The organism is Teichococcus deserti, assembly GCF_001982615.1.
GTDB lineage: Bacteria > Pseudomonadota > Alphaproteobacteria > Acetobacterales > Acetobacteraceae > Pseudoroseomonas > Pseudoroseomonas deserti.
Genome location: NZ_MLCO01000160.1, coordinates 1 through 23030, shown reverse-complemented (window position 1 = coordinate 23030; position 23030 = coordinate 1). Strand labels below are relative to the sequence as shown.

Sequence of the window (23030 nt, the reverse complement as noted above, 5' to 3'; positions counted from 1 at the left end):
CGCCGCCGGCGGCGGGTTGGAGATCACCGGCAGGTCCCAGAGATCCCGCGGCGACACAGGCCCGGCCAGCCCCCAGCCCGCCGGCGCCACCCAGCTGGTCGGCTGCGAGCCCAGCGGCGTCATCGACAGCCGCTCGTCGCCGATCGGGTTCAGCAGCACGGCGATGTCCAGCGTGTCGCGCAGCAGCGCCGTCTCCAGCGTCATGCTGGTCGAGACCACCCATTCCGGCTGCAGCGCCGGATGGTCCTCTCTCAATGCCGCCAGCAAAGGCGGCAGGCAGGTCACGGCAAAACCCTCTGCCAACCCGACGCGGATGGGGCCCGCGATGTCGCGCACCGGGTCGGCGCCGCCGATGCCGCGCAGCTCGGCCATGATGGCGGCGACCCGCGGCAGCAGGGCGCGGCCCTCGGGCGTCGGCCGCAACCCACGGCCGGTGCGCTCCAGGATCTCGGACCCGATCTCCTCGCGCAGGTCCTTCAGCCGCAGGGACAGCGTCGGCTGCGCCAGGTTCAGGTGCTGCGCCGCCCGCTGCGCCGAGCCCAGCTGCACCGTCCAGAAGAAGGCCTCGAGCTGGGCGAGCGTCACCCGCATGGCGATATCAGCTTTTCCAATATGACGAGTTTGAAACATCCCATTTGATTGTCGATGTCAATGATCCGATGACGGAGGGACAACGAACACCAAGCGCGGCGCAGCCCGCGCATTCCGGAGAGGAAACCCCCGCCATGGCGGCCCCCATCGCCAGCGCTCACGATCGCCCTGACATCATCGCCAAGGCGGCCTGGCGCATCCTGCCGATCCTGATGGTCTGCTATTTCGCGGCCTTCCTGGACCGGGTGAATATCGGCTTCGCCGCGCTGACCATGAACCAGGATCTGGGCTTCAGCGCCTCGGCCTTCGGCTTCGGCGCCGGCATCTTTTTCCTCGGCTATGTTCTGTGCGAGCTGCCGAGCAACCTGATGCTGGTGCGCTTCGGCGCGCGGATCTGGATCGCCCGCATCCTGATCACCTGGGGCCTGCTCTCGGCGGCCACCGCCTTCGTCTGGAACCCGGCCAGCTTCTACGTCGTCCGCGTCCTGCTGGGCGCCGCCGAGGCCGGCTTCTTCCCCGGCATGATCTTCTACATGACGCTGTGGTTCCCGCGCGAATACCGGGCGCGCATGTTCGCCACCTTCAACATCGCGGTTCCCTTGTCCTCGGTGATCGGCGCCCCGGTCTCCGGCCTGATCATCGAGCATATGAACGGGCTGCAGGGCCTGGCCGGCTGGCAGTGGATGTTCATCATCGAGGCCATGCCCGCCGTCATCATGGGCGTCGTCGTGGCCCTCGCCCTGCCCGACCGCCCCGAGACCGCGACCTTCCTGACCGCCGACGAGCGCGGCTGGCTGTCCAACCGCATGGCCGCCGAGCGCGCGACGCAAGAGCAGAAGGAAAAATTCAGCATCGGGCGGGCGCTGACCGATGGCCGCGTGCTGCTGATGTGCGCCATCGCCGTGGGTCTCGTCATGGGCACCACCGGCATCGCCATCTGGATGCCGCAGTTCATCCGCGCCTTCGGCCTGTCCACCGTGCAGACCGGCTTCGTCGCCGCCATCCCCTCGGCCTTCATGGCGCTGGCCATGATCCTGGTCGGCCGCCATGCCGACAGGACCGGCGAGCGCGTCTGGCACGCCGCCGGCCCCTTCCTGGCCAGCGCCGTCGGCTTCCTGATCGCGGCGCTCGCCAGCGACCCGCTGATCGGGCTGGTCGGCCTGACCATCGGGGCGGCCGGCATCGGCGGCGCCTCGCCCAATATCTGGATCTTCCCGACCACCCTGCTGACCGGCGCGGCCGCTGCCGCCGGCATCGCCCTGATCAACTCGGTCGGCAGCACCGGCGGCTTCTTCGGCCCCAGCATCATCGGCTGGGTGCGCGACGCCACGGGCGGCTTCGCCGGCGCCCTCTTCGTCCTCGCCGGCGCCATGGCGGCCACCGCCATCGCCATCCTGATCCTCGGCCGCAGCATGCGCGAGATGATGCAGCAGCGCCCCGCCGCCCAAGGAGCCAAGGCATGACCATCGCCGCCATCCGCCTCTACCACCTGGTCGCCCCGCTGCCCGAGGTCATCGGCAATGCCCTGGTCTTCTTCGACCGGCGCGAGACCCTGCTGGTGGAAATCCGCGACAGCGCCGGCCGGTCCGGCTGGGGCGAATGCTGGCAGGCCCCGGCGGCGGCGAAAGCCATCATCGAAAGCCGCCTGGCCGGGCTGCTGCTCGGCCAGGACGCGCAGGCCATCACCCGCCACTGGCACGCCATGCTGGACGCCGCCGGCACCGACCGCGGCGGCCCGGCGCTGATCGCGGTCTCGGGCCTCGACATCGCGCTGCACGACCTGGCGGCGCGGCAGCAGGGCGTGCCGCTCAGCACCCTGCTCGGCGGGCGGATCCGCGACCGCATCCCCGCCTATGCCTCCGGCCCTTTCTTCAAGCCCGGCGGCCACCCCTATCGCGACTTCGAGCGTGACGCGGAAAAATATCTCCGCGCCGGCTTCCGCGCCATCAAGCTGCGCAGCGGCTTCGACCCGGCCGACGACGCCGCGACCGCCCTCGCCATCCGCCGGCTGATGGGCGCCGACGGCACGCTGATGCTGGACTTCAACCAGTCCTACGCCCCCCGCGCCGCGCTCGCCGCCGCCCGCCGCATGGAGGAGGCCAACCTCCTCTGGATCGAGGAGCCCACCATCCCCGACGACCTCGCCGGCTACCGCATGCTGGCGCCGCATCTGGTGCCCTCGCTGGCGGGCGGCGAGACCTTCGGCAGCGCATCCGCCTTCCTGCCCTTCCTGGAGGCCGGCTGCATGGACGTGCTGCAGCCCGACATCGCCATCTGCGGCGGGCTGACGGGGACGAAGCGCGTCGCCATGCTCGGCGAGATCTTCGAGCGGCCGGTGGTCCCGCATGTCTGGGGCGGCATCGTCAACTTCCAGGCGGCGCTGCATGTCACGGCGACGCTGCCGGCCATCCGCAGCGGGGCCAGGCTCGGCGCCTATCCCTTCCTCGAATTCGACGCGGGGCCCAACCCGCTGCTCGACCTCTGCGGGCGGCCGCAGCTCAACGCGGACGGGACGGTGTCGGTGCCGGACGCGCCGGGGCTGGGGATCGAGATCGAGCCTGACAAATTCGCGAACCTCGTAAGCAGCCACTGCAACATCGAACAGTAAGACTGGAGGGAGAAAGTATTCTCCCTCCAGACCTCCCTCATCTATTTTTGTTCTTGCAGGCGACCGATCGGCGCACCACCTGCGGCCCATGCTCGACCCGCAGCGCTTCCTCGACGCCCAGAGCCCCGTGCTCGACGCCGTCCGCCACGAACTCCAGGCCGGACGCAAGCGCAGCCATTGGATGTGGTTCGTCTTCCCCCAGCTGCGCTGCCTCGGCCGCAGCCCGACCGCCCTCCACTACGGCCTCGACGACCTCGACGACGCCCGCGCCTACCTCGCCCACCCCATCCTCGGGCCCCGCCTGATCGACTGCGCCACCCTCGTCCGAAGCCATCCCGAAAAAGACCTCCACGCCATCTTCGGCAGCCCGGACGACATCAAGTTCCGCTCCTGCATGACCCTCTTCGCCGCTGCGGCCGGCGAGGCGGGGCCGACAATCTTCGACGCGACGCTGACAGACAGGTTCAAGGGGATCGGCGATCCGCTGACGCTCCAGGCCATCGCCTGAGCCCTCCGGATTGCCCGCCGTTATGCTTTCGGTCATCATGACGTCGCCGGCCGCGCCCTGTGGCCGGGCCAAGGCGGCGTTCGATGACCCAGCTCCCTCGCCCCGCATGACCGAGGCCTCCCGCCTGCAATCGGCGCTCGCCGCGAGCGAGGCCCGCCTTCGTCGCGTCCAGCGCATCGGCCAGGTCGGCGGCTTCGAGATCGATCTCTCCAGCGGCATCAACCTGCGCTCGGCCGAATACATGGCGGTGCAGGGCCTGCCCGCCGCTGCCGTGCACGAGGCCCATGCCCATTGGGTGGCGCGCCTGCACCCAGAGGACCGCGACCGCGCCGAGCGCCGCTTCCTCGAGGCCATCTCGGAGGCCAGCGGCGCCCTCGACTACGCCCAGGAATACCGCATCGTTACGCCGGATGGCGGCGTGCGCTGGATCTCCGCCCGCGCCGAGATCGAGCGCGATGCCGAGGGCCGCGCGCTGCGCATGGTCGGCGCCCATCACGACATCACCGCCCTGCGCGAGACCCAGGCCGAGCTCGAGCGGCTGAACCAGGCCCTCGAGCAGCGCGTGCGCGACGAGGTCGAGAAGCGCGAGGCCGCCCAGGCCCGCGCCGCCCATGCCGAGCGGATGCGCGCCCTCGGCCAGCTGGCCAGCGGCATCGCGCATGACATGAACAACCTGCTGCAGTCGGTGCAGAGCGGCGCCGCCATCATCGCCCGCGCGCCCGACCAGCCCGACCAGGTCGCCGCCGTCGCCGAGGCGCTGCTGCAGGCGGCCGATCGCGGCACCGCGGTGACCAGCCGGCTGCTCTCCTTCGCCCGCCAGGCCGAGCTTCGCGCCGAGCCGGTCGACCCGGCCTCCCTGCTGACGCAGCTGGCCGAGATGCTGCGCCACAGCCTGGGCCGCCGCTATGCCTGCCAGGTCGAGCCTTGCGCCCAGCTGCCGCCCCTGCTGGCCGACCGCCGCCAGCTGGAGACCGCGCTGCTGAACCTGGCGATCAACGCCCGCGACGCCATGCCCGGCGGCGGCCTGATCTCTCTCTCGGCCGCCGCGGAAAGGGTGGCCGGGGCGCATCCCGCCGGCCTCGCCCCGGGCGCCTATATCCGGCTCGGCGTGCGCGACGACGGCATGGGCATGGATGCCGAGACCCTGGCGCGCGTGACCGAGCCCTTCTTCACCACCAAACCGGCCGAGCAGGGCACCGGCCTCGGCCTGTCCATGGCCAAGGGCTTCGCCGAGCAGTCCGGCGGCGGCCTGGCGCTGGAAAGCGAGCCCGGCGAAGGCACCCTGGTCACGCTCTGGCTGCCCGCCGCAGGCTGACCCCACACGCAAACGTGCCACCTTTGCCGGCCCGCCCCAGGCGTTGCCGGGGCGGAGGTGCTTTGCCCATGCAGCTGTCCCTTGCCGGCCAGGTGGCCGTCGTCACCGGCGCCAGCTCTGGCCTCGGCCGTGGCATCGCCGAGCTTTTCGCCGAAGCCGGCGCCGCGGTGGTGGTGAACTACCATGGCGGCGTCGAGGCCGCCGCCGAGGTGGTGCGCGGCATCGAGGCGAAAGGCGGCGAGGCCATCGCCGTCCAGGCCGATGTCGCCGACCCCGACGCCGTGGCGCGGATGTTCGAGGCGGCCGCCGCGCGCTTCGGCGCCGTCGACATCCTGGTCGCCAATTCCGGCATCCAGCAGGATGCCCCGTTTGCAGAGATGACCTTGCAGGACTGGCACAAGGTGATTTCCACCAACCTCACCGGCCAGTTCCTCTGCTGCCAGGCGGCGCTGCGCCGCTTCCGCGCGCAGGGCCGCCGGCCGCATTCGCGCGCGCTGGGAAAGATCCTCTGCATGTCCTCGGTGCATGACCGCATCCCCTGGGCCGGCCACGCCAATTACGCCGCGTCGAAAGGCGGCATCGCCATGCTGATGCAGAGCCTGGCGCAGGAAGTCGCGGCCGAGGGCATCCGCGTCAATGCCATCGCCCCCGGCGCCATCCGCACCCGCATCAATGCCGGAGCCCGCGCCGAGGGCGAGGCGAAGATGCTCGACCTCATCCCCTATGGCCGCGTCGGCGAGCCGGAGGATGTCGCCCGCGCCGCGCTCTTCCTGGTCTCCGACCTGGCGGATTACGTCGTCGGCGCCACGCTCTATGTCGATGGCGGCATGACGCTCTATCCGGGCTTTCGCGACAACGGCTGAAAAAAATCGCTGAGCCCCACACTTTAACCACCAGGTAAGCAAGCTCCCGGCAATGTGAGGTCACGCCGAACGACACGGCGCAGCAACACCGAGCAGGAAGCCCGAACCGATGATCACCGTCCCCTTCGCCTCCGCCGCCGCCTTCGCCCCGATCGCCGCCGCCCTGCCGCTGCAGCATGGCCGCGCTGGCGAGGCCGCCGCCTTCCAGAAGGCCGTCGGCGCGCTGGTCGCGGCCCAGGAGGACAAGGCGCTGCGGGCCGGGGCGCTGACGCTGAACCGCCGCCTGTGGCAGGCGGTGATGGTGGCCATCGCCGATCCCGACAGCAGCCTGCCGGTCGCCCTGCGCCAGGGCTTGGCGACCCTCGGCGTCGCCGTGCTGCGCGAGCAGGACCGCCACAGCCCCGACCTGTCCTTCCTGATCGCCATCGACCGCCAGATCATGGCCGGCCTGACTGCCTGGCACTGATCCCCTGTTGCCTTCCCTTTCCGCCCGGTTGCGCTACCGTGCCGGGCAAGCAACGAAAGGGGAGGATGCCATGCTGCGTCGCCATCTTCTGAGTTCCAGCCTGGGCTTGGCCGCATCGCTCGGCCTGCCCGCGGCGGCTGCGAAAACCCAAATGGCGGCGCCGACCGCGGTCCCGGAATTCCAGGTCGACCCCTATTGGCCGAAGCCGCTGCCGAACAACTGGATCATCGGCGCGGTCGCCGGCGTCGCGGTCGACAAGCGTGACCATATCTGGATCGCCCACCGCCCTTCGACCATCGCCGCCCGCCAGCTGATGGCCGAGCGCAACCCGCCCGAGACCAGCTGCTGCGTCCGCGCGCCCTCGGTGCTGGTCTTCGACCGCCAGGGCACCCTGCTGCGCCATTGGGGCGGGCCGGGCCAGGGCTTCGAATGGCCGGAGCTCGAGCACGGCATCTATGTCGATGCGAACGACCATGTCTGGCTGGCCGGCAGCGGGCCGAAGGACCACCAGCTGCTGAAATTCACCCTCGACGGCCGCTTCCTGCTGCAGATCGGCCGCGCCGGCCAGTCCAAGGGCAATGCCGACACCGCCAACCTGAACCGCCCCGCCGATGTCGAGGTCGACACCGTGGCGCGCGAGGTCTTCGTCGCCGACGGCTACGGCAACCGCCGCGTCATCGTCTTCGACAGCGAGACCGGCGCCTACAAGCGGCATTGGGGCGCCTATGGCCAGCCGCCGGTGGATGGCGGGCCCGAGGCCTATGGCGGCACCGCCGCCTATACGCCGGGCCAGCCGCCCTCGCGGCAATTCGCCAGCCCGGTGCATTGCGTCCGCCTGACCCGCGACCGGCTGGTCTATGTCTGCGACCGCACCAACGACCGCTACCAGGTCTTCCAGCGCGACGGGACTTTCGTCGAGGAACACTTCATCGCGCCGCAGACAAGGCTGAACGGCTCGGTCGCCGACCTGATCCCGTCGCTCGACCCGTCGCAGGAATTCCTGTTCAGCGTCGACAACTCGAACGGCGTCGCGCGGGTGATCCGGCGACGGGACGGCGAGGTTCTCTCCACCTTCGGCCGGCCCGGGCGGCAGGCCGGGCAGTTCCACGTGCCGCACAACATCGCCCAGGACAGCGAGGGCAGCCTCTATATCTCCGAGGTCGACAACGGCCAGCGGGTGCAGCGCTTCGTCCGGCGCTAGCCGCGCGCCTGCGCCAGCATCGCCCGCAGCAGCCGCGGCTTGAAGTCGGGCGTGATGGGCGTCGGGCTGAACAGCAGCTGGAACCAGATGGCGCCGATCGCGCCCTCCAGGATCAGCGCGACGTCGAGACCGGCGGCCACCTCCCCCGCCGCCTCGGCGCGGTGGAAGATCGCCCGGCCGAGCTCCAGCCGCGGATGGGTGATGCGCGCCAGCATGACCTGCTTCAGCGCCGCATCCTCCTGCGCGGCCACCGCCAGGCTGCGCAGCAGGCTCTGGTGCCAGGGGCGGTAGAGCCGCTGCAGGTTCAATTCCAGGAAGCCGTCCAGCGCCTCGGCCAGCGTCCCGTCCAGCGCCGGCGCCGGCATCGGGTCGCGGTAGTAGAGGTCGATCAGCAGCTCGCCGCGCGACGGCCAGCGGCGGTACAGCGTCTGCTTGCCCGTCCCGGCCCGGCTGGCGACGCCCTCCATGGTGAAGCCGCTGCAGCCGGCCTCCTCCAGCAGCGCCTGGGCGGCGTCGAGGATGGCCTCGTCCAGCGCCGGGTCGCGCGGCCGGCCCATCCTGGGACCCGATTGACATACGGAACGCTGCGTCTTCATAGTCCATCCCAATAAGCGAGGCTGCCTTCCGCGGGCAAGCTGACAAAGATCACCGCCTGGGGAGTGCCGCCAACGCCACGCTCTGTCCAAGAGGGGGTGCCGATGGAAAGCGAAGAACTGGGATTCATGCCGGCCGCCGATCTGCGCCGGGAATATGCCGCGCGCCGGCTGTCGCCGGTCGAGGTGACCCGCGCGCTGCTGGCCCGCGTCGAGGCGCTGGACCCGCCGCTGAACGCCATGACCATGCTGACGCCGGAGATCGCGCTGGCCCAGGCCCGCGCCGCCGAGGCCGCCTATGCCCCCGGCGGCAGCCCGCGCCCGCTCGAGGGCATTCCCGTCACCATCAAGGACATGCACCACACCAAGGGGCTGGTGACGGCGCTGGGCTCGCACGCCACCAAGGACTGGGTGCCCGATGTCGACGCCCCCTGCATCGCCCGCCTGCATGACTCGGGCACGGTGATGCTGGGCAAGACCGCCGTCCCCGAATTCGGCTGGAAGGGCGTCAGCCAGAGCACGCTGTCCGGCATCACCCACAATCCCTGGAAGCGCGGCTACAATGCCGGTGCTTCCTCGGCCGGCGCCGCGGCGGCCTCGGCGGCGGGCTTCGGGCCACTGCATCTGGGTTCCGACGGCGGCGGCTCGGTGCGCATGCCGGCGCATTTCTGCGGCGTCTACGGGCTGAAGCCGACCTATGGCCGCATCCCCTATTGGCCGGTGCCGAACAACGACTATGCCACCCATATGGGGCCGCTGACCCGCACCGTCGAAGACTCGGCGATGATGCTGAAGGCCATGGCCGGGCCGCACCCTTGGGACCATACCTCGTGCGAGACGCCGCCGGCCGACTACCCGTCGCTGCTGAAAGCCGATCTGCGCGGCAAGCGCATCGCCTATAGCCCCGATCTCGGCCATGCCCGCGTCGATGCCGATGTCGCGGCGCTGGTCGAAAAGGCCGTCGGCGTTTTCGAAGAGATGGGCGCCAAGGTCGAGCTGGTCACCCCCGCCTGGGGCAAGCTGGGGCCGGAGCTGGCGCGCTTCTTCTGGCCGGCCGGCTATCTGGCGCGGGCCAATATGTATCTCGACGAATGGCGCGACCGGATGGATCCCGGCCTGGTCGCCATGATGGATGCCGGCCGCAGCTTCACCGCCGAGCAGTACCACGTGATGCGCGCCCGCAAGCTGGAATACGTGGAAGCCATCCACCGCTTCTTCGCCGACTACGATTTTCTTCTGACGCCCGCGGTCAGCACGCCGGCCTTCCCGGCGCATCTGCTGCAGCCCGAGGATTGGCCGCAGCATCCCTGGGATTGGCTGATGTGGGCCGAGTTTTCTTACCCCTTCAACTTCTCCGGCAATCCGGCGGCCTCGATCCCCTGCGGCTTCAGCGATGGCGGCCTGCCGGTCGGGCTGCAGATCGTGGGTCCCCGCTTCGACGATCTCGGCGTGCTGCAGGCCTCCTATGCCTTCGAGCAGGCGCGGCCCTGGGCGCAGCACCGTCCCCTCCTGGCGGAGGCCGTGGCATGATCTCCCGACGACTTTTCGTCGGCGGGGCGGCCGCGGCCGGCCTCGCGCGTCCCTCGCTGGTCGCCGCGCAGAACCAGCGGGTGCTCAAATTCGTCCCCCAGGCCGACCTGGCGCTGCTCGATCCGGTGCAGACCACCGGCCTGGTCACCCGCAACCACGGCATGATGGTCTTCGACACCCTCTATGGCGTCGACGAGCAGCTGCGCCCGCATCCGCAGATGGTCCAGGGCCATGTGGTCGAGGATGACGGCAAGCGCTGGCGCCTGACCTTGCGGCCGGGCCTGGCCTTCCATGACGGCACGCCGGTCCTGGCGCGGGACTGCGTCGCCTCCATCCGCCGCTGGGGCAGCCGCGATTCCTATGCGCAGTCGCTGATGGCCGTGGTCGACGCGCTTTCCGCCCCCGACGACCGCACCATCGAGTTCCGGCTGAAGAAGCCCTTCCCGCTGCTGCCGGACGTGCTGGGCAAGCCCGGCGCCAGCATCTGCGCCATCATGCCGGAGCGGCTGGCGAAGACCGAGGGCAGCACCCAGATCACCGAGATGGTCGGCAGCGGCCCCTATCGCTTCGTGGCCAATGAGCGCATCCCGGGCTCGCGCGCCGTCTATGCCCGCAACGAGGCCTACCGCCCGCGCGAGGACGGCACGCCCAGCTATATCGCCGGGCCGAAGCGGGCGCAGTTCGACCGCGTCGAATGGCTGACCATCCCCGATGCCGCGACCGCCGCCGCCGCCCTGCAGCGCGGCGAGATCGACTGGTGGGACCAGCCGATTTCCGACTACCTGCCGCTGCTGCAGAAGAACAATGCGCTGAAGGTCGAGGTGCTGGACACCTTCGGCTTCCTGCCGATGATCCGCTTCAACCACGTCATCCCGCCTTTCGACCGGCCAGAGATGCGCCGCGCGCTGATGGGCGCCATCCGCCAGTCCGACTATCTGATCGCCATCGCCGGCGAGGATCGCAGCCGCTGGAAGGATGACGTCGGCTTTTTCTCGCCAGGCTCGCCGATGGCGAATGATGCGGGGCTGGAAGCGCTGCGCGGTCCTCGCGACCTGGAGGCGGTGAAGCGTGCTTTGATCGCCGCCGGCTACAAAGGAGAAAAAATCGTGTTCCCGGTGCCGACGGATTTCGCGGCGCTGAACGCCATCAGCGAGGTCGCCGGCGACATGTTCCGCCGGGTCGGCATCAACCTGGACTACCAGGCGCTGGACTGGGGCACGGTGCTGACCCGCGTCGCCTCCCAGGCCCCGGTCGAGCAGGGCGGCTGGCATGTCTGGGCCAATTACACGCTGGGTGTCGGCGCCGTGAACCCGGCCGCCAACACCTATCTGCGCGGCCATGGCAAGGCGGCCACCTTCGGCTGGCCCGACAATCCGCGGATGGAAGCGCTGCGCAACCAGTGGTTCGATACGCCGGGCCTGGAGGACCAGAAGAAGATCTGTCGCGACATGCAGGCGCTGGCCTTCCAGGAGGTGCCCTATCTGCCGCTCGGCGCCTTCTACCAGCCGACCGCCTATCGCGCCGATATCGCCGGCATGCTCAAGGGCTTCCCGATCTTCTGGAACATTAAGCGCGGGTAATCCGAAGCGGGTCGAGGTTGCGCCGCAGCATCGCGGCCGCTAGCCTCGGCCCATTCGCCCTGGACCCGGTGCAAACCCGGGTGGCTCTTCCGGCCGCCAATCCGCCGGACAACGCAGGCGGCATGACGGGCGCGGAGGCCCATGCCCCTTCTGCGGATGCGACATCGCATGATCATGAACTCGCTTTCACGCTACCGGGCCGAATGGTTCGGCGGCCTCGGCGCGCTGCGCCGCGACATCCTGGCCGGCATGGTCGGCACCTTCGCCCTGATCCCCGAAGTCATTGCCTTTTCCTTCGTCGCCGGCGTCGATCCGGAGGTCGGGCTCTTCGCCTCCTTCGTCATGGCGATCGTCCTGTCGATCTTCGGCGGCAGGCCGGCGATGATCTCCGGGGCCGCCGGCTCGGTCGCCCTGGTCGCCGCCGCCCTGGTCGCCGCGCACGGGCTGCAATACCTGCTGGCGGCCACCATCCTCTGCGGCGTCATCCAGGTGGTCTTCGGCCTGCTGCGGCTCGACGTGCTGATGCGCTTCGTCTCGCGCTCGGTGCGCACCGGCTTCGTCAACGCGCTGGCCATCCTGATCTTCTCGGCGCAGCTGCCGCAGATGCTGGACGTCACCTGGCACACCTACGCCCTGATCGCCGCGGGCCTGGCCATCATCTACCTGGCGCCGCGGGTCACCACGGTGATCCCCTCGCCGCTGATCTGCATCGTCGCGCTGACCGCCCTCGCCACCGCCTTCCCGATGCCGGTGAAGACGGTGGCCGATCTCGGCCGCCTGCCCGAGGCGCTGCCGCATGTCTTCCTGCCGGATATTCCCTTCAGCCTGGAGACGCTGGCGATCATCGCGCCCTATGCCCTGGCCATGGCCGTGGTCGGGCTGCTGGAATCGATGATGACGGCGACGGTGGTCGACGAGCAGACCGAGACCACCAGCAGCAAGGCGCAGGAATGCACGGGCCTCGGCCTCGCCAACCTCGCGGCCGGCTGCTTCGGCGGCATCGCCGGCTGCGGCATGATCGGCCAGACCGTGGGCAACCTGCGCTATGGCGGGCGCGGGCGGGTTTCTACCCTGGTTGCCGGCGTCTTCCTGCTGCTGCTGATGGTGGCGCTGCGGCCCTGGGTCGCGGCCGTCCCGGTGGCGGCGCTGGTCGCCATCATGATCATGGTCTCGATCAGCACCTTCGCCTGGGACTCGCTGCGCAACCTGGCGCACCACCCGCGCCCCTCCAGCCTGGTGATGCTGGCCACCGTCGCGGTCACCGTGGCGACGCACAACCTGGCCGCCGGCGTCACCATCGGCGTGCTGCTCAGCGGCGTCTTCTTCGCGTCCAAGGTCATGCGGATGATGCAGGTGGAGGTGGCCTATGACGCGGCCAGCGACACCCGGCACTACCGCGTCGCCGGCCAGGTCTTCTTCGCCAGCGCCGATGCGTTTGCGGAGAAATTCGACCTGCGCGACACGGCGCGCCGGGTGCGCATCGACCTGACGGCGGCGCATCTCTGGGACGTCACCGCCGTCGCCGCGCTGGAAGGCGTGGTCACCCGGCTGCGCCGCCACGGCATCGCGGTGGAGCTGGTCGGCATGAACCAGGCCAGCGCCATCCTGGTCGACCGCCACGCCCCCCTGGTCCAGGGGGGCTGACCGGCCTCACGGCACCGCAGGTCAAGGCACCGTTGGTCAAGGCACCGGGTGCACGTCGCCCTGCCGCTGCGGCGGCAGCTTGATCGCCAGCGAGCGGAACCGCCCCGTCGTGGCGCGCGACCCGGCATGCGGCGTGCCCTTCGGGATGACGATCAGGTCGCCGGGCTTCACCTGCACCTCGCGGTCGCCCAGCCAGAAGGACCCGCTGCCGTCCAGGATCAGCTGGATCTCGTTGGCCTCGGCGTGGAAGTGCTTCAGGACATTGCCGCTCTGCACCGCGATGGTGCCCTCCGGCGTGGTCACCAGGGTGCGGGAGCGCAGGTCGGCATTCGGCGCCAGCGGCCCGATCTCGTCTTCGGACAGGGCTGACAGGTTGATGATCTGCGCGGTCAGCGGCGCCGGGCCCGACTGGGCATCGGCCCGCCCGATCAGCGGCTGGCAGAAGATCCCGGCCAGGAAGGCGGCGCCGAGGCCGCCGAGGATCAGGGGTGTGCGCATGGGAACTCCTCTCCGATTGTCAGGCTCCGGCCCCGCGATCACCGGCCTGCCGCACCGTTTTGTCAATGATCCGGGCATGGACAGCCGGCCGCGCCTCGGCCATTGCCGGTTTACCTGACGCGAAAGGCCCCCATGGACGAGACCGCCAGGGCCGGCATCGCCGCGGCGCATGCGCGGCTGCTGGCGGATGACCGGCTGCAATTCGCCTTCCCGGACCCGCTGCCCGCGACGCCGCCGCCGGCGACCCGCAGCGGCGGCGGCAGCTGGAACCTGGACTGGCTCGCCCATCTCGGCCCCGTGGCGCAGGTGATCCTCTGGGGGCTGGTGGCGCTGCTGGTGCTCGGCCTGGCCTGGGTGGTCTATCGCCAGCTGCGCCAGGCGCATCGCCGCCGCGAGGGCGCGGTCGAGGCCGCCATCCCCCCCGCCGAGGCCGAGCGCCAGGCCGCCCGCGCCGGCGCCCTGCTGGCCGAGGCCGATGCCCTGGCCGCCGCCGGCCGCTTCGCCGAGGCCGTCCGCCTGCTGCTGCACCAGAGCCTGGCCGAGATCGGCACGCAGCGCCCGCGCCTGCTGCGCCCGGCCCATACCAGCCGCGACATCGCGGCCCTCGCCCCCCTGCCCGCCCCGGTGCGCGAGGCCTTCGGCGCCATCGCCGCGGTGGTGGAGCGCGCGGTCTTCGGCGGCCGCGCCATGGGCGACGCGCAGTGGCAGGAATGCCGCGGCTTCTATGCCCGCCTCACCGAGCCGGCGGCCTGGGCGGCATGAGCCCGCTATGAGCAAAGTCGCGCGCCTTGGCAGCGGCGGTTTCTCCCCCGTCGCCGCGATCTCGCTGATCCTGGTCGGCGTGCTGTCCTTTGCCGCCTTCCTGCTGCTGACCATCTACGAGCCCGACCTGCGCGCCGGGCAGAATCCCGGCGGCCATGCGCTGTCGCGCTCGGCGCTGGGCTATGCCGGGCTGGTGCGGATCCTGCAGGACCAGGGCGTTCCCACCGGCATCTCCCGCACCGGGCCCGGCGATGCGGCCGGCATGTCCCAGGCCGCCGACCTGCTGGTGCTGACCCCGGGTGCCGGCACCGACTATGGCGAGCTGGCGCCGATGATCAGCGCCCGCGCCGGCGCCGTGCTGCTGGTGCTGCCGAAGTGGTCGGCGCGGCGCGACCCCGAGCATCCCGGCTGGCTGCGCGACCCGCGGCTGCTCGGCCTGCCGACCGTCTCGCGGCTGCTGGAGGATGGGAAGGTGTCGCGCTCGGAGGAGCCGGTGACGCCGCTGCTGACCGCCGCCGCGCCGCTGCCGGCCAAGCGCCGGCTGAAGCCCGCGCCGATGGACGGGGTGCAGAGCATCCTTGGCAGCGACTACGCGCCGCTGCTGACCGATCCGAACGGCCGCATGCTGCTGGCCCGCCACAGCGGCCTCGGCCATCTCTACGTGCTGGCCGACCCGGATCTGCTGAACAACCGTGGCCTGCGCAGCCTCGAGGGCGCCGAGACCGCCTTCGCCATCATCGACGGGCTGCGCGGCGGCGGCGCGGTGCAGTTCGACGTCTCGCTGAACGGGCTGGCGCGGCAGCGCAACCCGATGAAGCTGGCGCTGGAGCCGCCCTTCCTGGCGGCGACGCTGTGCCTGCTGGCGGCCGCCCTGCTGACCGCCTGGCATGCCGCGCGCCGCTTCGGCCCGGCCCGCGCCGAGGCCGCGGCGCTCGCCCTCGGCCAGCGGGCGCTGGCCGACAACACCGCCGGCCTGCTGGCCCTGGCGCAGCGCGAGCACCGCATGGGCGGCCGCTACGCCGCGCTGACCGCCCGCCTGACCGGCCTGAACCCTGAGGCGCTGGAGCGCCGTCGCAAGCTGCTGGGGCTGAAGGACAGCCTCGAGACGCTGCGGCAGGTCGCCGAGGCCGCCACCAACCGGGCGGAGCTGGTCCGCGCCGCCCGCAACCTGCACCGCTGGAGACAGGAATTGACCCGTGAACGTCGCTGAGGTCCGCGAGATCGCGCAGCAGATCCAGGCCGAGATCGGCAAGGCGGTGATCGGCCAGGCGGCGACGGTGGAGCTGCTGACCACCGCCCTGCTGGCCGGCGGCCATGTGCTGCTGGAGGGGCCGCCGGGCACCGCCAAGACCTTCCTGGCGCAATGCTTCGCCCGCACCCTGACGCTGGATTTCGGCCGCATCCAGTTCACGCCCGACCTGATGCCGGGCGACATCCTGGGCAGCAATGTCTTCAACTTTCAGACCAGCGCCTTCACCCTGACCCGCGGCCCGCTCTTCTGCGAGCTGCTGGTCGCCGACGAGATCAACCGCACGCCCCCCAAGACCCAGGCCGCCCTGCTGGAGGCGATGCAGGAGCGCCACGTGACGCTGGATGGCGTCCGCCATGACCTGGGCGCGCGCTTCATGGTGGTGGCGACGCAGAACCCGCTGGAGCAGCAGGGCACCTATCCGCTGCCCGAGGCGCAGCTCGACCGCTTCCTGTTCAAGCAGTCGATGCCCTTCCCGTCGGAGGAGGAAGAACGCGCCATCGTCGCCAACCACGGCCAGCGCAGCGGCTCGCCCGATGCGGCGGCGCTCGGCGTGCAGCCGGTGCTCGACGGTCCCGGGCTGTCGGCGGCCATGGCGGTCGTCGCCGGCATCCGCCTGCACGAGGACGTGGTCGCCTATATCGTCCGCCTGGTCCGGGCGACGCGGGAGGCGCCGGACCTCGAGGGCGGCGCCTCCCCCCGCGCCGCGGTGATGCTGGCCATGGCGGCGCGGGCGCGCGCGGTGATGGAGGGGCGCGACTATGTCATCCCCGACGACGTCAAGGCGCTGGCCCTGCCGGCGCTCCGGCACCGCGTGCTGCTGTCGCCCGCCGCCCAGATCGAGGGCCGCCGCGCCGAGACGGTCGTCGCCGAGCTGATCGCCCAGGTGGAAGCCCCCAAGTGAAGCCGGCCGGCGGCGCGCTCTATCCGACGCGGCGCGCCATCGCGCTGATGGCGGCCGGCGCGCCGCTGGCCCTGCTGCTGGCCCTGTTCCTGCCGCGGCTCTGGGTGCTCGGCCTCGCCTGGATTCTTTTTGTTTTTCTGCTCATCGCCGCGGATCTGGTGCTGGGGGCGCGGCGCAAGGGCCTGGCCCTGGCGCTCGACCTGCCCGGCGCCGTCGGCCTGGACGACCGCGCCGAGGCCGTCTTCCGCCCGAGCTTCCGCGGCCGCGCGCCCGCCAGCCTGGAGCTGGCGCTGCAGGTCGACCCGCTGCTGACCGCCACCCCCGCCCGCCAGGTCTTCTCCGACACCGCCCGCGTCACCCTGGTGCCGCATCGCCGCGGCGAGGCCGGCCTGCCCATGGCCTGGCTGCGCTGGCGCGGGCCCCTCGGCCTCACCTGGCGCCAGCAGGCCTTCGGCCCCGGGCCTCAGATCAAAATATTCCCTGGGACGCGGGCGGTGACCGACTTCGCCATGCGGCTCTTCTCCCGCCACGCGCCGCCCGGCCAGCGGGTGCAGCAGCAGATCGGCGACAGCGCCGAATTCCATGCGCTGAAGGAATTCGGCGCCGGCGGCAGCCTGCGCTCCATCGCCTGGCGGCAATCGGCCCGCCACGTCCGGCTGCTGGCCCGCGAGAGCCATGCCGAGACCAACCACCATGTCGTCCTCGCCCTCGACACCGGCCGGCTGATGTGCGCGCCGATGGAAGGGCTGCCGAAGCTCGACCACGCGCTGCATGCCGCCCTCCTGCTGGCCTATGTCGCGCTGCGCGGCGGCGACCGCGTCGGCCTCTTCGCCTTCGACGCTGAGCCGGTGCTTTCCTCCGGCGCGCTGGTCGGGCCCAGCGCTTTTCCGACGTTGCAGCGGCTGGCAGCGAGCCTGGAGTATTCCACCGAGGAGACCAACTTCACCCTCGGCCTCGCCCGCCTCGGCGGCGAGCTGAAGCGGCGCTCCCTGGTCGTCGTGTTCACCGACTTCGCCGACACCACCGGCGCCGAGCTGATGCTGGAAAATGTCGGCCGGCTGATGGCGCGCCACCTGGTGCTGTTCGTGGCGCTGCGCGACGCCGAGCTCGAGGCCCTGGCCGAGGCCGCCCCGCGCCGCAGCGACGATGTCTCCCGCGCCGTCGTCGCCGGCGCCATGCTGCAGGAGCGCGAGCTGGTCATGGAAAAGCTGCGCCACCTCGGCGTGCAGATCATCGAGGCCTCGGCCCGCGAGCTCGGCCCGGCGCTGATCGACCGCTACGACGCGCTGAAGCGGCGCGACGCCCTGTGAGGCCGACCCGATGAGCGATGCGACCGTCAGCGACGCGCCCCTCCGCGACATTCCCCTGCGCTCCCACCGCTTCCGCCGCGAGCGCGAGGCCGAGTGGCAGCGCCTCGAAGCCCTGCTGAAGCTGGCCGAATCCGGCCGCTGGGGGCGGCTGTCGGATGACGACCTGCTGGCCATCCCGGTGCTCTACCGCAGCGCCATCTCGGCGCTGTCCATCGCCCGCGCCACCTCGCTCGACCAGGGGCTGGTGCGCTACCTGGAGGCGCTCTGCACCCGCGCCTATTTCTTCGTCTATGGCGGCCGCGCCAGCCTGGGGGAGCGGCTGGGCCATTTCTTCGCCCGCGGCTGGGCGCGTGCCGTGCAGGGCCTGTGGCGCGAGCTGCTCGCCGCCTTCCTGATCACCCTGCTCGGCGCCGTCGTCGCCTATGCCATGGTCCAGGCCGATCCCGACTGGTACCGCAGCTTCGTGCCCATGGGCCTGGCCGGCGGCCGCGACCCCGACGCCACGGCGCAATACCTGCGCGGCACCCTCTATGACGAGGACAAGACGGCGGCCGACGCGCTCTCGGTCTTCGCCACCTACCTGTTCACGCACAATGCGCGCATCGCCATCATGACCTTCGCCCTCGGCTTCGCCTTCTGCCTGCCGACGGCGCTGCTGCTGGCCTATAACGGCGCCGTGCTGGGGGCGATGGTCGCCGTCTTCGTCCGCAAGGATCTGGGCTTCGAGCTCGGCGGCTGGCTGCTGATCCATGGCGTGACCGAGCTGCTGGCCATCATCCTGGCCGGCGCCGCGGGGCTGCGCATCGGCCTGGCCGTCGCCTTCCCCGGCGCCGAGAGCCGGCTGCATTCGGCCAGCCTGGCCGGCCGCCAGGCAGCCACCGCCATGGGCGGCGTGGTGCTGATGCTGGTGCTGGCCGGCCTGCTGGAGGGCTTCGGCCGCCAGATGATCCAGAGCGACCTCTGGCGCTATGCCATCGCGGGGTCCACCGCGGCCTTCTGGGCGCTCTATTTCGGCTGGCCCCGCAAGGCCGCCGGGGCAGGCGACGCATGAGCACGACCGCCAAGCCCGCCGCCGCGCGGGAGCCCGGCCGCACCCGCCGCTTCGTCACCCCGGAAGGCGTCGACCTGCGGCTGACGCTGGGGGAGGCCTCGGAACGCGCCGCCGCCTTCCTGATCGACCTGCTGGTCATGGTGGCGATCCTGACGGCGATCACCATCCTCTGCTGGGCCATGCTGACCGGCGGCCGCCATGCCGACCTGCCGCTGCCCGCCATCATCTGGCTGCTGAGCTTCTTCCTGCTGCGCAGCTTCTACTTCACCGTCTTCGAGCTGCGCCCCAGCAACGCCACCCCGGGCAAGCGGCTGATGGGCCTGCGGGTCGCGGCGCGCGACGGCGGCCGCCTCGGCGCCGACGCCATCTTCGCCCGCAACCTCATGCGCGAGGTCGAGATCTTCCTGCCGGTCACCATGTTCTTCGCCGGCGACGACCAGGTCTCCGGCTGGATCGCCGCGGCCGGCCTGGTCTGGACCGGGATCTTCCTGTTCTTTCCGCTGTTCAACAGGGACCGGCTGCGCGTCGGCGACCTGCTCGCCGGCACCTGGGTGGTCAAGCTGCCGCGCCGCGCCCTCCTCGCCGACCTGGCCACCACGCCCGCCGCCGCCGGCCCGGGCTTCACCACCGGGCAGCTGCGCGCCTATGGCGTCAAGGAGCTGCAGGTGCTGGAAACCGTCCTGCGGCAGAACCGCGACGCCACCGTCCGGGAAGTGGCCGAGCGCATCCGCCGCAAGATCGACTGGCACGGCGAGGCCATGCCGGACGCCGCCTTCCTCCAGGCCTATTACCTGGCGCTGCGGCGCGAGCTGGAGGGCAAGCTGCTGTTCGGGAAGCGACGCAGGGACAAGCATGATACGTGAAGCAGGCCAGGGGAATGAATTCCCCTGGACGCCTTCTTTTTCCTGTCGCTGCTGCCGCGCGCCGACACTGCGGCGCGGGACGCCGGCTCAGTCGAAGATGGAGGCCAGCGTCTCGGGGCTGGCACCTTCCTGGATGCGGCGCAGCTCGGCATAGAGCGCGGCGCTGCCGGTGGCGCCGATCGTGGCGCTCACCGCCGAGGTCAGCCCCTGCACCAGCGTGTCCATCCAGTAGAGTTCGGTGGTCACCAGCATATAGGCGACGGCGACCGCGATGCCGCTCAACGCCAGGCTGATCGCCACGTAGAAGATCGCCAGCCCCAGGATCCGCCAGCGATTGCCACGGGTCAGCTCGCGGCTGCGCCGCAGCCCGCCGAACACCCCTGTCCGCTCGATCACCACCGCCGGCACCGCCACCGCCCAGATGCAGAGCAGCATCACCCCCGGCACCACCAGCAGCGCGATGCCCAGGACGATGCCTGCCAGCATCAGGATCGCCGCCCCCAGCGCCGGCAGCAGCGCCGCCACCCCGCGGCCCAGGCTCTCGCCCAGGCTGGCGCGGCGGCCGTTGAAGTCGGCGACCGCGGCATAGGTCAGCATCGCCTGCAGCAGGTAGTGCAGCAGCATGCCGAACAGCCCCATCCCGGCCCCCGCCACAACGCCGATCACCATCATGCTGGCGCTGCTCTCCACCATCACGTCGGGCAGCAGCAGGGTCCGCGCCAGCAGGAACTGCGCGCCGATCGTCGGCAGCGACACCACCAGCAGCGGCAGCAGCAGGAAGGTGACCGGCTGCCGCCCGATCACGCCGAAGGTCATCCGGACGATCGGCGCCAGGCCGATCTTCTCGGCCGGCAGCAGGCTGCCGGGCAGGGTGCTGGACATGGGCTCTCCACTCGAGCGTTGCGCGTCGTGCAAGCCAGGGACCATGCGCCCCCACAACAAGCAAGGCCCCGTCCCCGCCGCTGGCCGGACTGTGACCGGCTTTGACCAATCCTGCCCTTGGGCATAAGGAAGACGGCTTCCGACGTCGACCCGACCACCCGCCGGCGCCGCTCCTGCCCCTGCGAGGCCCCAGATGCGCAACGATCCTCTCTCCCTCACCCAGCTCTCCGACGCCGTCGAGCGGAAGAGCCCGGCCTTCTCGGCCATGGCCGACCGCATCTGGGAGCATGCCGAGCTGCGCTTCGCCGAGCACCGCTCGATCGAGGAGCAGATTGCCCTCCTCGAGGCCGAGGGCTTCCGCGTCACCCGCAACCTGGGCGGCATCCCCACCGCCTTCATGGCGGAGGCCGGCAGCGGCGGCCCGGTGATCGGCTTCCTTGGCGAGTTCGACGCGCTGGCCGGGCTCAGCCAGGAGGCCGGCATCGCCGAGCCCCGCGCCGTCACGCCCGGCGCCACCGGCCATGGCTGCGGCCACAACCTGCTCGGCGCCGGCGCCATGCTGGCCGCGGTCGCCGCGCGCGACGAGCTGGCCGCCAACGGCCTACCCGGCACCGTGCGCTACTACGGCTGCCCCGGCGAAGAGGGCGGCTCCGGCAAGACCTTCATGGCGCGCGAAGGTGTTTTCAACGACATCGACGCCGCCGTCACCTGGCATCCGGGCGTGGTCAGCAGCGTCAACTCGCAGCGCTCCATGGCCAATTTCCAGGTCTATTTCCGCTTCAAGGGCCGCGCCTCGCATGCCGCCGGCTCGCCCTGGCTGGGCCGCTCGGCGCTGGATGCCGTCGAGATCATGAACATCGGCGCCAACTACCTGCGCGAGCACATGCCGCTGGATTGCCGCGTCCACTACGCCATCACCAATTCCGGCGGCAATTCGCCGAACGTGGTGCAGGCCGATGCCGAGGTGCTCTACCTGATCCGCGGCCCGAAGGTGCGCGACGCCCAGGCGCTGTTCGACCGCGTCCGCGCCTGCGCCGAGGGCGCCGCCATCATGACCGGAACGACCATGTCGATGGAGATCGACAAGGCCTGTTCCGACACCATCCCGAACACCGCGCTGGAGATGCGCATGTTCGAGAATCTCTCCCGCCTCGGCGCGCCCTCCTTCGACGCCGCCGACCTGACATTCGCGGAAGAGATCCGCGCGACGCTCAGCGAGGAGGACATCGCCGACAGCCTGCGCGCCGTCGCCGCCCCGGAGAGCGTCGGCGCCGAGCCGCTGCATGCCGGCGTGCTGCATTTCGACGGCACCTCGCTGGCCGGCAACGGCTCGACCGATGTCGGCGATGTCAGCCAGATCGTCCCCACGGTGCAGTGCTGGGGCGCCACCTGGGCGGTCGGCACCCCTTTCCACACCTGGCAGGCGGTCGCCCAGGGCAAGAGCCCGCATGCCCACAAGGGCATGGTCCAGGCCGCCAAGGCCATGGCGGCGACCGCGCTCGACGCCTATCGCGACCCCGAGCTGCTGGCCCGCGCCAAGGCCGAGCTGACGGGCCGTACCGGCGGCCGCGCCTATGCCTGCCCGATCCCGGCCGAGGTCCTGGCCCCGCCGCTGCGCGCCAGGCGCTGATCGGCCCCGGGCGGCGGCGCCATGGCCCTGGCTGTGGTGGCGCCGCCCCGGATCGGCTATCACCCCCGGCCTGAATTCTTTTCCCTGTCTCGAAGGGTCCCGCCATGACCGACACCCCGCCCGACCGCCTTTCTTCCAATCCGAAGAGCCCCTTCTACGACCAGGCCCTGCTGGAGCGCGGCGTCGGCATCCGGTTCAAGGGCGTCGAGAAGAACAACGTGGACGAATACTGCGTCAGCGAGGGCTGGGTCCGCCTGACCATCGGCAACACCCTGGACCGCAAGGGCAATCCGATGACCATGAAGCTGCAGGGCACGGTGGAGCCCTATTTCCGCGACACGGCCGAGCCGAAGGAAGCCTGAACACGCCCTGGCGCCCCTTGGGCGTTCCCCTGACGCGCCCCGCCGACCACCCCGGGGCCGTCAGGCCTGGCTATTTCTCGACGCGTGCCGTTATTTTGTGCGAGGCTGCCTGACCGCAGCGACAAAGTTTTCGCGCCTCGCCTGCGCTGCCGTCACCGCCGCAAGTTTCGTGCGCAATGCGGCGGCAATGACGCGGCGCCAGGCCCGTTCGAATTCTTGGCGGAACTTTCGGCCTTTTTACACTTGTGCTCTAGGGTTCTGCCCCGGGGTCGGTCTATCTTGCCGCCACGCGCCGGGGACGGGTCCTGGTGGATTCCGAGCGGAGCGGGCTGCCTGGGCCTGCGGGGGAAGACCAAGACGTGCACCTGACGCGTGAGCAGTTCCGCATCGCCGAGGCTCTCGGCTGCAGCTTCCAGCCCGCAGCGCCCGAGCAGATCTCGCGCCTGTCGATGCAGCGCCGCGTCTTCTGGCTGGGCGAGCAGGCCTTCCTGGTCCAGCGCCGGGACGGCTTCTACGAGACCGCCGCCACTTTGACCCGGCTGCTGCAGGACGCCAAGGTGGAGCTGCCGCCCGAGGAGCCCGCACCACCCGCGCCCGTCGAGGTCGCAGCCCCCCCGGCG

At 71.0% G+C, this 23030-nt stretch carries 23 protein-coding genes and 1 other annotated feature; of the genes, 19 read left to right on the top strand and 4 right to left on the bottom strand.

Annotated elements, in window-relative coordinates:
* A partial coding sequence (locus BKE38_RS16245) for a LysR family transcriptional regulator (RefSeq protein WP_165694203.1) occupies nucleotides 1–591 on the bottom strand: 591 nt, incomplete at its 3' end.
* Nucleotides 592–725: 134 nt separating this feature from the next.
* Between BKE38_RS16245 and BKE38_RS16240 the strand changes: the two genes are divergently transcribed.
* The 7 genes from BKE38_RS16240 to BKE38_RS16210 all read left to right on the top strand — a co-directional run bounded on the left by BKE38_RS16240 (nucleotide 726) and on the right by BKE38_RS16210 (nucleotide 7552).
* Nucleotides 726–2054 carry an MFS transporter gene (locus BKE38_RS16240; protein WP_076958330.1) on the top strand — a complete coding sequence of 443 codons (1329 nt, stop codon included), beginning with the start codon at nucleotides 726–728 and terminating at the stop codon, nucleotides 2052–2054.
* Nucleotides 2051–3199 carry a mandelate racemase/muconate lactonizing enzyme family protein gene (locus BKE38_RS16235; protein ID WP_076958329.1) on the top strand — a complete coding sequence of 383 codons (1149 nt, stop codon included), beginning with the start codon at nucleotides 2051–2053 and terminating at the stop codon, nucleotides 3197–3199. Before BKE38_RS16240 ends, BKE38_RS16235 begins: the two co-directional genes overlap by 4 nt.
* An 88-nt stretch (nucleotides 3200–3287) precedes the next feature.
* Complete coding sequence (locus BKE38_RS16230) at nucleotides 3288–3707, top strand: DUF1810 domain-containing protein (RefSeq protein WP_083747594.1); 420 nt, start codon at nucleotides 3288–3290, stop codon at nucleotides 3705–3707.
* A gap of 106 nt (nucleotides 3708–3813) precedes the next feature.
* Nucleotides 3814–5022 (top strand): sensor histidine kinase, encoded by a 1209-nt coding sequence (locus BKE38_RS16225; protein WP_076958327.1) that lies wholly within the window; start codon nucleotides 3814–3816, stop codon nucleotides 5020–5022.
* Nucleotides 5023–5090: 68 nt separating this feature from the next.
* The gene (fabG, locus tag BKE38_RS16220; RefSeq protein WP_076958326.1) at nucleotides 5091–5885 is read left to right on the top strand and encodes a 3-oxoacyl-ACP reductase FabG; all 795 of its coding nucleotides are present in this window, start codon (nucleotides 5091–5093) and stop codon (nucleotides 5883–5885) included.
* 109 nt (nucleotides 5886–5994) lie between these two features.
* Nucleotides 5995–6351, top strand: coding sequence for a flagellar biosynthesis regulator FlaF (locus tag BKE38_RS16215; protein WP_083747592.1), 357 nt, complete (start codon nucleotides 5995–5997; stop codon nucleotides 6349–6351).
* Between the two features lie 151 nt (nucleotides 6352–6502).
* On the top strand, nucleotides 6503–7552 hold the full coding sequence (locus tag BKE38_RS16210) for an NHL repeat-containing protein (protein WP_242662387.1): 1050 nt from the start codon (nucleotides 6503–6505) through the stop codon (nucleotides 7550–7552).
* Here the strand turns inward: BKE38_RS16210 and BKE38_RS16205 are convergent.
* Entirely contained in the window at nucleotides 7549–8109 is a 561-nt protein-coding gene (locus BKE38_RS16205; RefSeq protein ID WP_076958324.1) for a TetR/AcrR family transcriptional regulator, read from the bottom strand. The two genes, BKE38_RS16210 and BKE38_RS16205, sit on opposite strands and share 4 nt — an antisense overlap.
* Before the next feature lie 165 nt (nucleotides 8110–8274).
* Between BKE38_RS16205 and BKE38_RS16200 the strand changes: the two genes are divergently transcribed.
* The 3 genes from BKE38_RS16200 to BKE38_RS16190 all read left to right on the top strand — a co-directional run bounded on the left by BKE38_RS16200 (nucleotide 8275) and on the right by BKE38_RS16190 (nucleotide 12899).
* Nucleotides 8275–9675, top strand: a complete 1401-nt coding sequence (locus BKE38_RS16200; RefSeq protein ID WP_242662386.1) for an amidase — start codon at nucleotides 8275–8277, stop codon at nucleotides 9673–9675.
* Nucleotides 9672–11255, top strand: a complete 1584-nt coding sequence (locus tag BKE38_RS16195) for an ABC transporter substrate-binding protein (protein WP_076958322.1) — start codon at nucleotides 9672–9674, stop codon at nucleotides 11253–11255. Before BKE38_RS16200 ends, BKE38_RS16195 begins: the two co-directional genes overlap by 4 nt.
* A gap of 58 nt (nucleotides 11256–11313) precedes the next feature.
* Nucleotides 11314–11369 (top strand) — a sequence feature (sul1 is cis-regulatory element that is thought to sense ions involved in sulfur or methionine metabolism; They are found in Alphaproteobacteria).
* A gap of 60 nt (nucleotides 11370–11429) precedes the next feature.
* A complete protein-coding gene (locus BKE38_RS16190; protein ID WP_076958332.1) occupies nucleotides 11430–12899 on the top strand; it encodes a SulP family inorganic anion transporter in 1470 nt (489 codons plus the stop codon).
* Nucleotides 12900–12935: 36 nt separating this feature from the next.
* On the opposite strand, the gene BKE38_RS16185 is transcribed toward BKE38_RS16190, so the two are convergent.
* Nucleotides 12936–13397, bottom strand: a complete 462-nt coding sequence (locus BKE38_RS16185; RefSeq protein WP_076958321.1) for a cupin domain-containing protein — start codon at nucleotides 13395–13397, stop codon at nucleotides 12936–12938.
* A 132-nt stretch (nucleotides 13398–13529) separates the two neighbouring features.
* On the opposite strand from BKE38_RS16185, the gene BKE38_RS16180 reads away from it, so the two are divergent.
* From BKE38_RS16180 to BKE38_RS16155, 6 genes are read left to right on the top strand one after another with little or no spacing between them, the layout of a single operon-like run.
* Nucleotides 13530–14159 carry a DUF4129 domain-containing protein gene (locus BKE38_RS16180; RefSeq protein ID WP_076958320.1) on the top strand — a complete coding sequence of 210 codons (630 nt, stop codon included), beginning with the start codon at nucleotides 13530–13532 and terminating at the stop codon, nucleotides 14157–14159.
* A 7-nt stretch (nucleotides 14160–14166) separates the two neighbouring features.
* On the top strand, nucleotides 14167–15369 hold the full coding sequence (locus BKE38_RS16175; protein ID WP_076958319.1) for a DUF4350 domain-containing protein: 1203 nt from the start codon (nucleotides 14167–14169) through the stop codon (nucleotides 15367–15369).
* Entirely contained in the window at nucleotides 15356–16312 is a 957-nt protein-coding gene (locus BKE38_RS16170) for an AAA family ATPase (RefSeq protein ID WP_076958318.1), read from the top strand. Before BKE38_RS16175 ends, BKE38_RS16170 begins: the two co-directional genes overlap by 14 nt.
* A complete protein-coding gene (locus tag BKE38_RS16165; protein WP_083747590.1) occupies nucleotides 16309–17622 on the top strand; it encodes a DUF58 domain-containing protein in 1314 nt (437 codons plus the stop codon). Before BKE38_RS16170 ends, BKE38_RS16165 begins: the two co-directional genes overlap by 4 nt.
* Nucleotides 17623–17632: 10 nt before the next feature.
* Nucleotides 17633–18673, top strand: coding sequence for a stage II sporulation protein M (locus BKE38_RS16160; RefSeq protein WP_076958317.1), 1041 nt, complete (start codon nucleotides 17633–17635; stop codon nucleotides 18671–18673).
* Complete coding sequence (locus BKE38_RS16155) at nucleotides 18670–19536, top strand: RDD family protein (RefSeq protein WP_076958316.1); 867 nt, start codon at nucleotides 18670–18672, stop codon at nucleotides 19534–19536. The genes BKE38_RS16160 and BKE38_RS16155 overlap by 4 nt, the downstream gene beginning before the upstream one ends.
* Before the next feature lie 87 nt (nucleotides 19537–19623).
* Here the strand turns inward: BKE38_RS16155 and BKE38_RS16150 are convergent, their stop codons facing one another.
* A complete protein-coding gene (locus BKE38_RS16150; RefSeq protein WP_076958315.1) occupies nucleotides 19624–20418 on the bottom strand; it encodes a DUF7847 domain-containing protein in 795 nt (264 codons plus the stop codon).
* A 193-nt stretch (nucleotides 20419–20611) separates the two neighbouring features.
* Between BKE38_RS16150 and BKE38_RS16145 the strand changes: the two genes are divergently transcribed.
* From BKE38_RS16145 to BKE38_RS16135, 3 genes are all read left to right on the top strand, one after another.
* Nucleotides 20612–22048: a M20 family metallopeptidase gene (locus BKE38_RS16145; protein ID WP_076958314.1), complete on the top strand. Its 1437-nt coding sequence runs from the start codon at nucleotides 20612–20614 to the stop codon at nucleotides 22046–22048.
* Nucleotides 22049–22152: 104 nt separating this feature from the next.
* Nucleotides 22153–22410: a DUF3297 family protein gene (locus tag BKE38_RS16140; protein WP_076958313.1), complete on the top strand. Its 258-nt coding sequence runs from the start codon at nucleotides 22153–22155 to the stop codon at nucleotides 22408–22410.
* Between the two features lie 359 nt (nucleotides 22411–22769).
* On the top strand, nucleotides 22770–23030 hold a 261-nt coding region (locus tag BKE38_RS16135), incomplete at its 3' end, for a hypothetical protein (protein WP_131829617.1).